The following is a 17,047-nucleotide window of genomic DNA, read 5'->3' on the forward strand; positions in this document are numbered from 1 at the left end:
AATGATAATCAGGTAATTGCATTATAACCTTGATAAGCAATGAATGAAAAATGCCCCCACTTCAACACAGAGGGAAGTAAAGTAAGTTGCTAAATGTTAGTCGTTACTCTTGAACATCACACATGGCATATTTAATTTGTTCGCTATCAAAGCCTTTGCGGGTTAAATAAGCATAAGCTTTAGTCTTTTGTTTATAATCAGATACATCGAAGCGCTTTTTAGCCAATTCATTTTTACAGCTCAGATAAAAATCAACCTCATTGGTTAACATTAATTGGTAAAGCGTGTCTTCAAATTCACTAATATCAATTAATCGCTGTTTTAGCTCTTGTAAAATCAATGTTTTACCCTTGCCTTTTTTATAAAGTTTTATGATTTCAGCTTTTAAATCAACTTTATCGGCTTTTATGGCCAATTTACTTCGCAAAGAGTCTTGCTCAGGATGCTGTGCTAATGCATGTTCAATTTCAGCATGCGAAAAGCCTTTGGTGGTCATTTGAGAAAAAATTTTCTCACGACTGGTATGATGAAAATGGTCAAATTTGTTGAGTAATCTTGATGTTGCCAAGGCATAGAGATCAATGTTTTGTTGCTCCATCACTATCTCAATTGCATTATCAATATCAGTCATGCCTAGCCCGCGTAATTGCAACTTACGCTTGATTGCGCCTTTACCAAGTTGTTTGCTAAACGCTAACTCGCAATAACGTATGGCAAATTCAGCATCATTTTTTAAATAACCATTGTCAATTAATTGAGCAATGACAGTATCTATCCACTGTTGATTATCTGTTTTACGCTCGAGCTTAGTGCGCAATTCTTTGATGGTGAAGTCTTGTTGTCCAAGGTGCCAATAAGCATAGGTAAAAACGTTATCAATAGTTTGAGCTTGGCGTAAAGGCTGACGTTGCATAATTGACTTTCTGACTAATTAACTAAGCCAACAGTGTAGCAGAAGGCTGTTAGACTTCGTAATCACTAGCAACACGCTAGCTTAAGGTGTTTATAGTAAAGGGGTTAAGTTTATAAACAAAATCGGGATTAGTATAAACCAATCCCGATTTTCATCATTAAATGTTAATGATTGACTGCTGATTACTTCAGTGATGGCGTACGCGGCGGGATCATACGCTTGCTACCCGTTGACTCGAATGCACCAGCAAATCTCAGTAAGTTGTTGTCATCATAAGCACGGCCAGCAAAAGTTAGCCCCACAGGCATGCCAATATCAGCCATTACCCCCATCGGTACTGTCACCGTTGGCACGCCTAAATGACGAATCGCAAGGTTACCATTAGCAACCCAAACCCCGTTGCTCCATGCAATGTCTGCCGAGGCAGGGTTAACATGCGCATCAGCGGGTCCTACGTCTGCAACAGTTGGAAACAGCACTGCATCCAGTTTGAGTTTGTCCATCCAATCTTCCAAATCGAGTTTGCGTGTTTTCTCCAAACCACGCAGGCCATCTGGCACACTATCAATTTGGTTATAAGATTTTAAGCCTCGTTTGGCCATGTTGACATACTCATCCATGCCGGCGGCAAGGTCGCCCTCGCGATTAGGTAAGGTGCCTAAATCATGGGGAATATTAAATGACCATTAACATCTTCGAGTTTGTTCAGCTTAGGGTCATTATTGGCACGCAAAAACTCATCAAACGCCCAACCTGATAGCGCCCAAAGCTCATCTTCAAGAAACTCAGGTGTCACTATACCGCGATTGAACACGGTTGGCGCTCCCGGACGATCACCTTCACAGTTAGAAACCAATGGAAAGTCAACTTCTATCACTTCTGCCCCGGCAGATTCCAGCGCCTTGCGAGCCGCTTCCCACAAGTCAATTACCGAGTCACGGGTATAAATGCGCTGCCCAGTAGGGCCACCTATGCCAGGATTTTCACTGGTTCCTGCAAGTTCATCCTTATTAATGTACATGCTCGGCACACCAAATCGCTTGCCTTTAAGGGTGTCAGCTTGCGCAGCCAGTTCTAAATAAGATTGTGGACGAACCGTTGAAGCTTTAGGAATATCAACCCAAGGCTGCAAGCGCCATAAGTCGCCACGGGTAATAGGATCATCAGCCACAATCACATCTAGCACTTCAAGCATATCAGCCATAGTACGGGTATAAGGCACCACCACATCCATGGTTGGTGTCAACGGCCAGTTACCACGTACAGAAATCACGCCTCGAGATGGAGTATAAGCACACAGGCCATTATTTGATGCTGGCCCCGGCCACTTGACCATGTTTCTTCGGCCAACCCGAAAGCAGAATAACTGGCAGCCGTGCCCGTACCTGCTCCGTTAGAAGACCCCGAAGCAAAAGGAGCAGTAAGGTAGTCTGCATTATATGGACTTTCAGCTCGGCCATAATGACCACGCTGCATGCCGCCATTTGCCATAGGAGGCATGTTGGTTTTACCTAAACAAATGGCTCCAGCGGCACGTAAGCGCTCAACAGCAAATGCATCGTATTGAGCAACTAAATCCTTAAATGCCGGACTGCCTGATGCTGCAGTAAGCCCCTTAACCAAATAACTATCTTTTGCCGTGTAAGGAATGCCATCAAGTGGGCTAAGGGGTTGTCCACTTGCGCGACGAGCATCGGAAGCTTCAGCTTCTATTATGGCATCAGGGTTACGCACCACTAACGCATTTAACTTAGTTTGGGTTGCTGGGCCGTCGTATGCATCAACACGAGCAAAATATGACTTCACCAGCTCAACCGCTGTTGTACGACCGGATTCAAGCGCCGCCCGTAACTCGGCAATAGAAACCTCTGTGACTTCGAACATAATGCGACCTCTTATATAAAGCCAAGGGGATTAACAGCCAATTTAAACGAAAAAACCGTGACATTGACTGTCATTGACTCTCCTTAGATATAACTTACTGCCCAGAAGGGATTTGTTGGGTAATACAATGGATATTTCCACCACCTAATAAGATTTCGCGCGCAGGCACACCAACAATCTCATGTTCAGGGAAAATCTCCTGTAGTTTTTGGGCAGCGATATCGTCAGTTGCAGGATCAAGTAATGGGTAAACCACACGCTGGTTCGTAATTAAAAAGTTCACATAAGAACCCGCTAGGCGTTCACCTGCTGTACGGGGAACACCTGTGCCGGCTTCGACACCTTGCGCCTCTTCTGCGGTGCAATACAGAGGTCCTGGTTGAGGCAGTAAATGAATTTTTAACTTACGTCCCCTTGCATCAACCGTATTTTGCAATACATCCAATGCTGCTTTTGAACGCGGATATTGAGGATCAGTTTGATCATCAGTCCAGTGTAAAATCACTTCACCCGGACGAGCAAAACAGCACATATTATCAATATGGCCATCGGTCTCGTCCATATAGACACCCTCTTCTAACCAAATAAATTGCTGCACATTTAAATACTCAGACAAGTATGCTTCAATCTGTTCACGGGTTAAATCAGGGTTGCGGTTACTGTTAAGCAAACATTCAACACTGGTCATGCACGTGCCTTCGCCATCAACATGAATTGAGCCACCTTCGAGGATCAACGGCGCTTGATAGCGCTTAAAACCATGTACTGAAAGCATCTGTTGCGCGACTTGTTCATCTTTATTCCATGGCGAGTACAAACCACCATTATGACCGCCCCATGCATTAAAGCCCCAGTCAACCCCACGGCATTCGCCGTTAGCATTTACCACAATCGTTGGTCCTGTATCCCTTGCCCAGCAATCATCGCTGTCAATGTCGACTAACGTAACATGAGAAGGCATCACCGATTTAGCCTCAGCCAAAAATGCTTGAGGAACCCCCATATAAACAGGAGTTACCGCACCAATTGCATCTGCAACCTTCGCAAATGTTGCCTGTGCATATGCCCCAGCAGAACGCCAGTTATCAGGACGATATGGCCAAATCATCCATACTGCTTGTTGCGGTGCCCATTCAGCGGGCATGCTAAATCCGTCTTGGGATGGCTTAGTTGCTAACACAGCGGCATCCACATTCACGTTTGTCATGAGCTTTGTCTCCAGTAATGCTGAAAAACTCTAATAAGAGGTGGCCCTAACTTAGGGGAATATTAAAAATTAATTATATCAATGAAATCAATAAAATTCTGATTATCATGTGCAAATAAGGTTCTCTTTCGACCTAATACAAGCTGCATAATTAGAAATTAGCAAATGCTCAAATTGAATAAATATGAACGTTAATTTTGATTCTAGTAAGCAATTTTTGCATAGACCAAGAAAAATTGGTCTCCCAATAGTTGACTTAATGAAAACAAATTTAACAGCGCCATCTGTAAAATAGCCTCTAAATAGCAAGTTGTTATGCAAAGCCAGATGTCGATTAATTTGCTGAGTTCATTTTGAAACAATGCTACATATCATATCATTTAAGATAGCTTGCACTAAATAGTTGAATGTAAGACATAGATAACGATTTGTGTCTCAAGATGACGCTAAGTTTATTATTTAGACAAGCATGCAAGAAGCCGTATAAATAATAACCAGCTATTAACCACAAAACGGTGATGTGGTTAAAAAGTTTGGCCACTGCCCATGTTCAATAAATAGAGTCACTCTCGAAAGGAATCCTTTATCACTTAGCAAATTGACTAAAAAATACTGTGAAATAAAGACCTTTAAGAGCAACGCATGTGAAAATTATTGCCATAAACAATGACAGTCTAATCATTCTCAAAAATTCAACACTTCACTGAAGAGGCCCATTTCCAAATTAATTCTGATAATCAGCCAGCACTCGTCGTCACGATATCATCTTTAACCTCTTGTTCAGATTTGTCATTTTTACGTGACATATTGGTCAAGATATCTGTTTCAATACTGCGAATGTGTAGATCTCGTTGCGGGAATGGGATTTCAATATTAGCTTCAGCAAATTTCTGGACAATTTCATAATACAATTCACTACGAACGGAGAGACGATCATCAGCATCCGGTAGCCATGCTCTTAGTTCAAAATTTAATGCACTATCGCCAAGAGCCATAAATAGTGTGTAAGGTGCAGGAGATTTTAATATTTTGGGATGATTTTTTGCACTATCGATCAAAATACTACTCACTAATGATACATCACTACCGTATGCAACACCCACTGGAACAGAGAGTCTTGCCTGTCTATTTTGTAATGTCCAATTAGTCACTTGATTACTGATAAGGTCTGCATTTGGAATAATAACATCAGCATTATCAAATGTTTCAAGTATAGTCGAGCGTAAACCAATTTTTTTGATGACGCCAACTGAGCCGCCATTATTCACATCAATGGTATCACCCTCTCGTAACGGACGTTCAAACAGTAAAACCAAGCCACATACAAAATTATTAACAATCCCTTGTAAGCCAAAACCAATACCTACACCCAGCGCACCTAATACGATAGTAATTTTAGTTAGGTCAAACCCCAACATTGAAATTGCAGTAAAAAAGCCAACAATAATGATAAAGTAGCGAAGTAAATGGCCCATAGAATTACGCGTGCCACGTTCAATAAGTTTGCCACTAACAGATTCATCTAACAAAATTTTAGGAATAACTTTAGAGATGAAAATTGTGGCACTCAGTGTAATGACTGAAATAACCACTAAACCAATATTGATGTTTTGCTCGCCAATATAAAATCCAAAGTCGAGCATACTCGAAAGCGCATCTTCCATGCTTGGATATAATTGCCAAATCGACAATATAGATGGAATTAGAAAGAAAAAAACAATTAATATTTGAATAAATACCGTAGTTTGCCTCGCATATTCGCTAGCATCATTACGCATTAATTTAATTTGCCATACTACTGATGAGGTAAAAATCCAATCCATTGCTCCTTGAATAACATATAAAAACAGTCCAAAAGGAACAATTAGAGCCCAAGTAAGTATGGTTGTTTTAAAGGTGTAGTTTGCAATACCGTCTTGACCGATTAATTCCATTACAATAATAAATGCGAATACGGCAGACATGAATTTAAGTACATTAGATAATTTATTCTGTGCATTTGTGGTATTTGTTACGGCGAGATTTTTTTTATTCCACCGGATGCAACAGACTAATCCTAAAATAGATAAAATAAACACATAAAGCCTAAATATCGGCGGAGGAGTGCCTACCGCGGTGAATACGACTGTGATGATATATGTTGCCATAATCCAGTATACAGCTTGACTTTTCCAGCGCTGATCAAAAATAGAATCTAATAATAGTGCTGAAGCCACACCACCAATGATGGCATTAATTAAATTGATAGTTTTAGGGACTTCCCATAATTCAAATTGAATCGCACTGATTAAACTACAAATAAACACGATTCCTGCTATAGGATGTTTTCCTAAAAAAAACCACGTTTTTGACTCAATGAGTTGCTGTTTATTTTTATTGATTACAGCACTAAAAAACAGCAGCATTATAAATAAAATTGAATATGCTGTACCATGTTTTGAGGTGAAAGGAATGGTAAGCCAGGCGTCTAAACTAACCGCATTCCAATCTGAATCAAATAGATGTACCTTAAGTTGCTGGAAAAACAAAGGCGAATAAATAGCGGGTGATTTGTCAAAAAGAGACTCTAAACGAAGTTCTTTAATAAAGTAATTTATCTCTTCATTTAAGATATTGATTTTAGATTGTAGCGCCGCATTCTGAGCTTGTAGCAATAGCAATGGTTCAATATGCTGAGAAACTTGATTTTGGCCTTTTGCTATCGCCTCGATGGCGTTGGCAAATGTTTGTGAAAGCTGCTCTGAATTTTCATCAATATAATGTTGCTGCCATCTGTCCCAACGTACTTTTTCGTCGTGCCAAATCGTTTTCCAGCTATTTAACAACTTAATATTTTCAGCTATCGGTTTATTTAATTGCTCCAGTGTAGAAACATCGTCAATTAATGATTGTTTAAGCACATAATATTTAAGGTGATTATTTTCAGCATCTTTCTGTAACTCGCTGAACTCTTTGCTAATATCTTTAACTCTATCATTGATAACACTGTACGTTTTTTGAGACGTTGCAACACTATCATTTTTTAGTGCTTGTTTCTTAAAATAGGCTGTTTGTACAGATAAATTGGTCGACAGGGCTATCGATAAAGGAATAATTTCGTAAATCTGAGGTATGGCCTCTGTACGCTTTAATAGTGGTGAAACTATGTCAGCTTCAGCTGGACTTTCTTCGGCATTTAGACTGGTTGGAGTTAATATTAATAGTACTAATGATAGGCACAACAGTTTTCTTGTTGAGTACATCATTAATAGCCAAATACTCGCTTTCAAACAGCTGAGTCTATGAGTCATTTGAAACATTATAAATCCAACTCCAATTGCAAAAGTCTCTTTTTTAAAAATATAGGGAAAAATATTACATGCGTGAGACTTGAGTATAGCCTGCATTACATTGAAAAGGCCATGGACATATCATTGAAACGTAAACAGGACTGAATACGTACATGCGGCGCTATGTTCATCTTGACGGATTTTGAGTGTTTTGCCGTTAAGTTCGACAAAAATGGTCGATAAGCACTACAACTATGCCTTAGTGACTACCTTATTCCGTCCATTTTGTTTAGCCTCGTAGAGTGCATCATCTGCTTTTTTTATAATATCTTGATAACCATTGTCATTCAGACTCATGGAAGATAAACCTGCACTAATCGTTATAGTACCAACGTTATCTTCGAATTGTAGCTCACTAATAGCAGTTCTTAATCTATCCATTAATACTTCACCTGCAAGCAGTGAAGTAGAAGGTAATAGTATGGCAAATTCTTCACCTCCAATTCTTGCTAGTACATCCCCAACCCTTATATATTTAAGGAGTTCTTGAGAAATACTTTTTAATACATTATCGCCAACAATATGACCGAACTTGTCATTGACCTTTTTAAAATAGTCAATATCTATTATTGCAACTGATAGTTCTATATTATTTCTTTTGCAATTTGAAAACTCCCTTAACGCAGCGTCTTCAAAATATCGACGGTTTTTTAAGTTGGTTAAGCTATCTATAGAGGCTTCTTTATTTAAGGAACGATTCTGCTCTAAAGCAAGCTTTAAACTTTCAATTAGTTTACTTTGTTCTGTAAAGTCTCTAAGACTGACTAATACACGCTGACCATATCGAGTTTTAATACTACTTAGTTTAATTTCTACTGGTACAAAAGATCGATTTTTATGTTGTGCAGAAATTATCCTTGAAGATTTAAGCATACTACGAGTTGAAGGTGACTCAAGATACTCCTGACGCATTTTGGGATGGTTTTTTTTATAATTTTCGGGAACGAGATCGTCCACATTCATACAAAGCAATTCTTTTTCAGTATAGCCTAATAATACGCATGCTTGATGATTTAATTTATTAATATAACCACAATCATCTACCAAAAGCGTTGCATCTGGTAGGTTTTTAAAAATATCTTCGGCTTCTTCTAAGTCAAGCTTTGCTGTTGCATATAATTCATCAACAGCTTTAAGATTCCGTTTATTTATTTCTTCAAGTTGTTTTAGTTTAGTAATATCGTTATGAGCACCCAGCATTCTAATTGGTTTGCCATCTTTATTTCTAATTGCAATGCCTCTGCAATGTATCCAAACCGTTGAGTTATTTTTGTGCTTATAGCGAACAATTTGATTGTATGGGTGGTTTTCGTCTTGTAAATGTTTTTCGAAATTATCTATTGCGATTTGAAGATCATCTTGATTAATGATGCTTTGCCATGATGATGGAGTATGTGGCATAGCATCGGGCTCATAGCCAAGTATTTTCCAAAACTCTGGACTCATCCACTCATCTTCAGGTTTTTCTAGATTCCAATACCAAACTCCTTCTAAAGATCCTTTTTGCAAGAAGTCAAACACCGTATCTTCTGTTTTAAGTAGACGATATAATTCACTTTTTAAATAGTGATCTTTTGACATCTGCTGCTCCGCAAGGTTTTATCAATAGTCGATATTTTAGCTCAGTTTTTATACTTTGGATAAATAGAGATACTGTATTCCATTACTTGTACGCACTATATCGCGCAAACATCGTCGACTGAGAGCATGCAATAACGTTTCCAAGACGTTGATTTCTGTATTGCTTAACGTAACAATACTTTGTCGACTATTACGAAAAAATCACAAATAACATATCTGATCCCGGCCTTGCTGTTTTGCTTGAAATAATGCTTTATCAGCAAAAGATAACAATGCCTTATCATCGGCATCATCTTGGGTTGTTTCTTCAGGGCTAAAAGTACTGTAACCAACGGAAACAGTCACATGGTCGTATTTGGCTTCAGGTGTATGTTCAATATTCAATTGCGCAATCATTTGTAATAAATGAGTCAATATCTCATAAGCGCCATTCTTGTCTGTATTAGGTAAAATCAAAACAAACTCTTCACCACCATATCTTGCAATAAAATCTGCAGGGCGTCGACCACATAATTGTATAGTCGATGCGATTCTTTTCAGACATTCATCGCCTTCTATGTGCCCGAAATAATCATTATATTTTTTGAATTCATCAACATCAATCATTGCAACCGTTAGTGGTGTTTTATCACGAAAACTTCGCTTATACTCTATTTTTAATTTCTCATCTAAGCTGCGTCTATTATTAACACCGGTCAAACCATCCCGCATTGCCATTTTATTAAGTTCAATAATAAGATGCCTGTAATTTAAATGAGTGTTAACTCGAGCCGCGACCACATAGGGGTTTAAAGGCTTACTAATGTAGTCTGCCCCGCCACAAGAGAAGACTTCTCGTTCAAGTGTAGCGCCAACCTGACTAGTAATAAATAACACTGGGATATCTGAAGTATCTGGTTCTTTTTTTAAATCACGACAAATATCCAAACCGTTTTTATCCGGCAAATCTATGTCAAGTAAAATCAAATCAGGAGATATATCACTGATCATTTCGAAAGCCTGCACGGCATTTTGAGCGAATCTTACCCGCCCTAAATCGTTCAAGACATTTCTTAGAGCCATAACAACTGAGTGGTCATCATCAACAATCAAAATATCAAACGATTTATCTTGAGTGTTGATCAAAAATGTATCCATATACACCGTCCATTTAAAACCTTATGGTTTAAATTAAAATACTTAACCTAACTTATACTAAACGCCTACCCGTTCAATGTTTCAGTAATTAATAAAGACATTTCATTACCTCCATATTTAAATGATATTTCGTTAACAAACTAACACGCTATTCATCATTATCGATTAGAGGCAATAGCATTGTTGTTACTTTTTCAAAATCTAGTTTATATATACTAGTTTCAATCTCTGAAAATTGCTTATCGTTAAACACATTTCGAAATGATTCAGAGTGTTTATCAAAAATATCTATCGCACTTAAATCCTTATTTTTAAGACGTTGCAACAAATCAGTTAGTAATTCCTGTTGCAAAAGTGGCGCTTTATCATTTGGCGCTAGTGTTTTAAATTCGTCTTTTTTCCATGAAGCTAAAATATCCATACTGGCTTCTTGCAATGCTTTCAACTCCAAAGAAAGTGCTATCAATGTTTCTTTTGCTTGCTCGTCATTGGTACGTAATAAATGTTCAGCTTCTGCGGCAAGTTGTTGTAACTTTTCCGCACCAACCATCCCAGCTGAACTTCTTAATTTATGAGTTTGTGATGCCAATCGCGCGCGAGCTTCTGCGTTGTTGTCAATATGATTGTCAGGGGTGGCCATTAGATTTACAAAATCATGCAGCAAATCATCTAACACCCTCATGAAAAGGGTTTTATCACCAAGCATTAACTCTTTCGCTTTATCAATATTTAGCCCAACCACTTCAGGCCAATTATCATCAGCTACATTTATTGATATTGAATCATGGCCAATTTCTTTTCCTCGGTAAGATTCATAGGCCATACGTAATGCTTGTATTACTTTAGATGGTTCAATCGGCTTGGTTAAGAAGTCGTTCATACCCGCCTCTAAAGCTTGTTTTCTCTCTTCGGTTAATGCACCTGCCGTCAAGGCGATAATGGGTAATGATGTTAGCCCAAGACTATTTCGGATACGCCTGGTTGCTTCAAGCCCTCCTATGCCAGGCATTTGAATGTCCATTAAAACGACATCATATTGATTAGGATTGGCTTCCAAGCATGTTAAAGCATCTTCACCAGATAGGGCTTCTTTGGTAATAGCACCGTGACGTTTTAATATATTTGAGAGAACCTCAAGATTTAGTGAGCGGTCATCTACTAGCAAAATACACATATTAGCTAACCATTTATTATCAATAATGTCCATGCGGGTTGAGTTAATTACCCGTGAACGATTACCTGTATTTTTGCTTACCACTTCATTTACAGCATTAAATAGTGTTGATGAATTAACAGGCTTTTCTAAACATTCTTGTATTACTTTCTCTGGGTCGTGTTGAGAGATTATTTTTCTGTCATGCGATGAAATCATCAATACTGCCGGCAATTGTTGCGGGCCCAATCTCTGCTTCAATGTCATAATGGCCTCTATGCCGTCCATTGCAGGCATTTGCCAATCGACAATAATGGCATCGGGTAAACGTAATTGTTTTTCATAACGGCCAACATAAGCGTCAACAAGTTCTGCACCGTTACTAACAACCTCCGAACGCCAGCCAAGAGAGCTAGCCAATCTTCTCATAATATCAGCGTCAGTAGGGTCGTCTTCTGCAATTAACACAAAAACGGCTGAATTATCACGATTTAGTATTTGATGGTTTGTGAGTATTTGTAAAGGAATATCGACCCAAAATTGACAGCCCTCACCTGGTTCGCTTTTGATGCCAATATTGCCATTCATCAATTTTACCAATTCGTAGACAATAGATAACCCTAATCCAGTACCACCATATTTGCGCGTTGTTGATGAATCTACTTGTGTGAAAGGCTGAAATAAAAGCGCTTGTTCTTTGTCAGAAAGACCTATTCCTGTATCTGTAACCGATATTCTAACTATTGTTTTATTTGAGTTCTTTTCAGTATCATCACTGACCGTTTCAGCACACAGTGAGATACTCCCCTCAGAGGTAAATTTAAGCGCATTCCCAAGCAAATTTACCAATATTTGTCGTAATTTGGTGCTGTCAGCATTAACCCAAACTGGCAAGTTTTCAGCCAGCTCACAGTTAAATTTTAGGTTTTTTGTGTTGGCTTGTAACGCATAGGTATCAGCTATTTCCTCAATAAATTCAATTAATTCCAAGGGTTCAACATCTAGTTGCATTGAGTTGGCTTCTATTTTGGCAAGATCCAGCACATCATTGATGATACCTAATAAGGATTTTCCTGAAAGGATAATTTTGTTAACAATTGATTGTTTCTCTTCAGATAGTTCGTTGTCGTTGAGTAAGTAACTTAGACCGATAATCGCATTTAATGGCGTTCTGATTTCATGGCTTGTATTGGCTAAAAATTGACTTTTAGCTAGCGTTGCAGACTCGGCATCAAATAAGGCTTTATTTAGTTTATTTTGCTCATTAATCTTTTCAGTAACGTCTCGTATTGACGCGATAATCTGCAACTTTTTTTCTATCACTACTGAATTTAGGTTTATTTCTACTGGAAAAGGGTTTCCATCTGCATCTATCGCTTCAACATTTCTTGCACCAGCCATCGTCATTTTTTGAGGATTCTTTACATAGGCAGCAAGTTTACTAGCATGCTCATGTCTGTATTTCTGCGGGATAAATTTTTCTACTGATTCACCTTCTAATTGATTAATTTTATAACCAAACAAAGACGCAGCTGCGGAATTCGCCATTTCGACAATGCCATTTTTATCAATAACTAAAATTGCATCTGGTGAAGCATCTAACAGCGCTTGAACTTTTCTTAATGTCTTTGCCTGTGACAATTCATTTTGTTCATTTACTAAATTTTGAAAAGTTATTTTTTGTTTAAACCAAACGTAGTATCGAATTATCATCAACAACAGAAACAGAAACAGAAACAGAATAAAATTTCTGGATACCTCTACTAAAACTTTTTTTATAAATACAAACTCAGAAACTGAAAGGTATAAATCAAAGTATCTTGTAGAATCGATTGAGCTCAAACTTATTCGTTGTTTACCAACAATAAAACGTTCTCCCTGATGTGTATATACTTCATAACCATGGGGATATTGCCACCACAGGTATGGTTCTAATTCAAAAAATTGTTGCCAACTTTCAGAATAACCAAACTCATGAGCGAATGCTTTTCCCTTAATAGGGTGTTTTAAAAAATTACCCTTATTGTCAGCCACATAAGAGTTGATGTTTTTTGGGCTAACAGTATCCAAATAATTTAATAATAAATCAGCATTTACATTAATGATAACAATACCAAGCAATTCTCCATCAGGCTTAAAAACTGGCGAAGAAAAGCGCCACACGGGTCGAATAGGTTGTTCAATTATCCCGTATTCACGATTAAGATTTATATCAGATTTAAAAACATTACCCTCTCCGACTAATAAGGTTTGATTAATGTAACTTTCATTTTTCTTTGATTGAAGTTCATTATCCCCATAAATCCTTAACCCCTCATTGGTTTGCTGTAGCTTTACAAACTCATGCCAATCTTGCTCAGAAATAAAACGAACTTGATATACCTCTTTATTTGCTGATAGATAGGAATGAAATATATCTTGGATGGATTGCTTTAGAATTTCTTTCGAAAATTTAAAATCATCAAATGATGAAAAATATTTATCAGCATTGATGAACTGGGACTTAACCGATGAAGTAAGAAATTTGACATCTTCTTCATATTTAGATGCTGTTTGAAGTATCACTGAAGCAGTATTTTGCTTAGATTCTTCTAAAACACTCTGTAATTCAAATCCATTGTTTTTTAAGATAAGCCAGACTGAAGTTACAAAAGCACTTGTCAGCAATATTATTACCACAAGACATGTTCGTCTAAATATAAAACTGTTTAGGAAAATTTTAAAACTTTGAGATATAGACAAATTATAAATATTGTCTAGCGATTCTCTCTCTTCACTGCGTAGTAAGTTAATAGTGAAAACCAGTAGAGTTGTAAATACCAAACCCAAGATAATAACCAAACCAATATTCCAATCCTTTAGTGTTGCTATATATTGTGCAGGAAGTTTAATCTCCATCGCCCAGGATTGACCTAAAACATTGATATTTCTTGTTATTACATAATCACTATATTGTTTGATGTTCTTTATATTGTTAACAAAAAATGGTTTACTCTCGGACTTATTAGTCAAAGATACAAAAACATCCTCATTTAAAAAATCCAGATTATCTAACACGGTATCGATGATTAAAGGCGCATAAGACCAGCCAACAACTGCATTCTCACGCTCTTCAGGGGTTGATAATTTTGCATTTTCAGCATAAATAGGAAGCAGCACTAATGCTCCCATACGCTTTTTGTTATCTGCTTGAACCAGAGTAATAGGCGCTGTAAGAAAAGGTCTATTATATTGAGCAGATTCAATTGCCGCTGTACGACGATTTAATTCAGAACCAATATCGAGGCCCACTGCTTGAGAATTACCTTCAACAGGAAATATGTACTGTATGACAAATCGGTCAGTTTCGTGTGGAGTCAATGTTCTTATACTAAAATTTGGAGCATCATCTGCACGAGCTTTTGTGATAAATTCATTCTCTTCATCTATTGATACACGCCGAATAAAACCAAAGCCAAGAGCGCCGGGAAACTCATGATCTAGATTTCTGTTTCGTATGTATTTTTCCATTTGTTTTCGAGTGATATTATCCACACCTATTGAATTGATTGTCGCTTTGGTGCCAACCAAGCCATATTCGTAGTGTTCAAATCGTTGTCTAATCAAATTTTCAGTTTTATCAGCAATGTCCAATAGATATTTATTGATATTGTGTTGGTTGTCATAACTACCCATCCCCGCAGCTATAAGAGTAAGCGCTATGCCAACAAAAATTGGTATCAGGCTGTTTTTTAGGTTGAAATTGATCCATATTTTATTTTTCATATAGTGTATTTATCCTTAATTTCAACAGCTAAAACTGGAGGAGAAAAGTAAAAGCCTTGTAAACATGACGCACCAATTTGCCTAAGGATATCTACTTGTTCAGCTGTTTCGACGCCTTCAGCAACTGACGTTAAATTCAAACTCTGAGCAAGGGTGACGATAGTCTTCACGAGTACGTCTTGAGAAATATCTGAAGAAAGCTGTGATACAAAAGATTTATCAATTTTCAGCACGTCAACGGGTAAATCCTTTAGATAGCTAAGACAAGAAAATCCTGTTCCAAAATCATCAATAGAGATGGTTATGCCGAGTTCATGAAGCTTTTTCATGTCCATCATTACATTATCCATATCTTGGATCATTAGACTTTCTGTTACTTCTAACTCTATATAGTGAGGATTAACTTTGTATTGCTTTAATGCTTCAACCAAAAAAGGCACAAAGCTAGGATCTCGGAATTGTATTGCCGATATATTTATGCAAACCCGAGGCGCTAATCCATCATCTATCCAATGTTTTAATTGAGCTAACACAAGCTCAATCATTTTTTCACCTAACGGGATAATCAAGCGCGATTCTTCAGCTAGAGGGATAAAATCATTAGGCGAAATAAGCTTACCGTCTTCACCATTAATCCGCATTAATGCTTCAACCGCTTTTAATTTGCCGTTGCTAGCATCGACAATAGGTTGATATAGAGCAACAAGACTATCATCCGTTAAGGCATTTTTTATAAGAGCAAAGTATTGCTTTTTTAATACATAGCTTTGTTCCATTTCCTCAGAATAAAAACAACAACCTTGACTGACTATATCTATCCTTGCTTTTTGTAAAGCGGCATCGGCATGTAACATCAGCATTTCACTGCTAGAAGCATCATCAGGATAAACACTCATTCCCGAACTTAGTGAAAAACTCTCCATATTAGGGAGAGTTGATATAATTGACTCCACTTTTTTGGTAATTATGGTTGCAAAATTTGCCAAGTCACCCGACTTTTCTAGGTTAGTTACTATGACTCTAAATTCATCAGCATTATGTCGGCTGACTAATTCATTATTTGATAATTGAGATTTGATTGCCTCGGCAGTTTTCTTAAGAATTTCATCGCCCACCTCAAAACCAACCTCATGATTTATCTCCTTAAATTTATCTATATCAAATTGTATTAATCCAATTCTTTTATGCGACTTTTCAGCATGTGATATTTCTGAATTCAGACGTTCCCAAAATAAAAAACGATTAGGTAAATTGGTTAATTGATCATATTGCAAACTGTGACTCATTTTTTGCGCCATGATGTTTGCTTGATGAATATCATGAAACACAATGACGGCTCCCATGACTTCTTTGTCTGGAGTAATAATCGGGGCAGCACTATCTTCGACAGAAATCCATTGGCCATTTTGTTTCATCATTTGGCAATTAAGTGGCATACCAACCACTCTTTTTTCCTCTATACAAATACGTATAGGATTGACGTGAGCTGGGCCATGATCACCAATTCTTAAGGGCATTATCTGCTCAATTTCTTTTCCTATCGCTTTTTGTATTGAAATACCCACCAATAATTCAGCCGGAGGATTCATGAAGGTAACAACACCATCTTGATCTGTTGCAATCACAGCGTCACCGATTGAATTCAATATTACTTGAGATTTTTGAGACAATTCTATTAACTCAAGTTCTCTGGCACGCAACTTTAATTGGACATTGATACGCGCTATCAGTATTTCGGCTTTTATGGGCTTGGGAATAAAATCAACGGCACCATTTTTAAAGCACGTTAATTGCTCTGTAATTGAGTTGTGTGCCGTAATAAAAATGACTGGAATATGGCAAGTTTGGATGTGTTGTTTTAGCTGGGCTAAAACTTCATAGCCATTTATGTCAGGCATTTCTATGTCCAATAAAATGACATCAGGAATGACAGAAATAGCTTGCTCTAATGCTAAATGTCCACTTTGAGTGAAAAAAACTCTGCCAATTGGGGATAAAATTTGCTTTAACCTTCTGATTTGATTTATGTCATCGTCGACGACTAGGATTCTTGACTCTGTCGCTCTTAGTGAAAACAT

The 17,047-nt window shown here is 37.6% G+C and carries 7 protein-coding genes and 1 pseudogene; all 8 read right to left on the reverse strand.

Annotated features, from left to right (window positions below; all coding sequences use genetic code 11):
• Positions 1-103: 103 nt before the first annotated feature.
• Positions 104-913, reverse strand: a complete 810-nt coding sequence (locus tag HBH39_RS11145; protein WP_167678271.1) for a RecX family transcriptional regulator — start codon at positions 911-913, stop codon at positions 104-106.
• A 182-nt stretch (positions 914-1,095) separates the two neighbouring features.
• Positions 1,096-2,797 (reverse strand): annotated as a pseudogene (locus HBH39_RS11150) (amidase).
• A 94-nt stretch (positions 2,798-2,891) separates the two neighbouring features.
• Positions 2,892-4,004: an agmatine deiminase gene (gene aguA / locus HBH39_RS11155; RefSeq protein WP_167678273.1), complete on the reverse strand. Its 1,113-nt coding sequence runs from the start codon at positions 4,002-4,004 to the stop codon at positions 2,892-2,894.
• Between the two features lie 737 nt (positions 4,005-4,741).
• The gene (locus HBH39_RS19665) at positions 4,742-7,390 is read right to left on the reverse strand and encodes a mechanosensitive ion channel family protein (protein ID WP_208764150.1); all 2,649 of its coding nucleotides are present in this window, start codon (positions 7,388-7,390) and stop codon (positions 4,742-4,744) included.
• Positions 7,391-7,525: 135 nt separating this feature from the next.
• Positions 7,526-8,914 (reverse strand): GGDEF domain-containing protein, encoded by a 1,389-nt coding sequence (locus HBH39_RS11165; RefSeq protein WP_167678275.1) that lies wholly within the window; start codon positions 8,912-8,914, stop codon positions 7,526-7,528.
• A gap of 201 nt (positions 8,915-9,115) precedes the next feature.
• Positions 9,116-10,051: a GGDEF domain-containing response regulator gene (locus tag HBH39_RS11170; RefSeq protein WP_167678277.1), complete on the reverse strand. Its 936-nt coding sequence runs from the start codon at positions 10,049-10,051 to the stop codon at positions 9,116-9,118.
• A 148-nt stretch (positions 10,052-10,199) separates the two neighbouring features.
• The gene (locus HBH39_RS11175; RefSeq protein ID WP_167678279.1) at positions 10,200-14,969 is read right to left on the reverse strand and encodes a response regulator; all 4,770 of its coding nucleotides are present in this window, start codon (positions 14,967-14,969) and stop codon (positions 10,200-10,202) included.
• On the reverse strand, positions 14,966-17,047 hold the full coding sequence (locus tag HBH39_RS11180) for a two-component system response regulator (protein WP_167678281.1): 2,082 nt from the start codon (positions 17,045-17,047) through the stop codon (positions 14,966-14,968). The genes HBH39_RS11175 and HBH39_RS11180 overlap by 4 nt, the downstream gene beginning before the upstream one ends.

Source organism: Shewanella aestuarii, from assembly GCF_011765625.1.
Lineage (GTDB): Bacteria > Pseudomonadota > Gammaproteobacteria > Enterobacterales > Shewanellaceae > Shewanella > Shewanella aestuarii_A.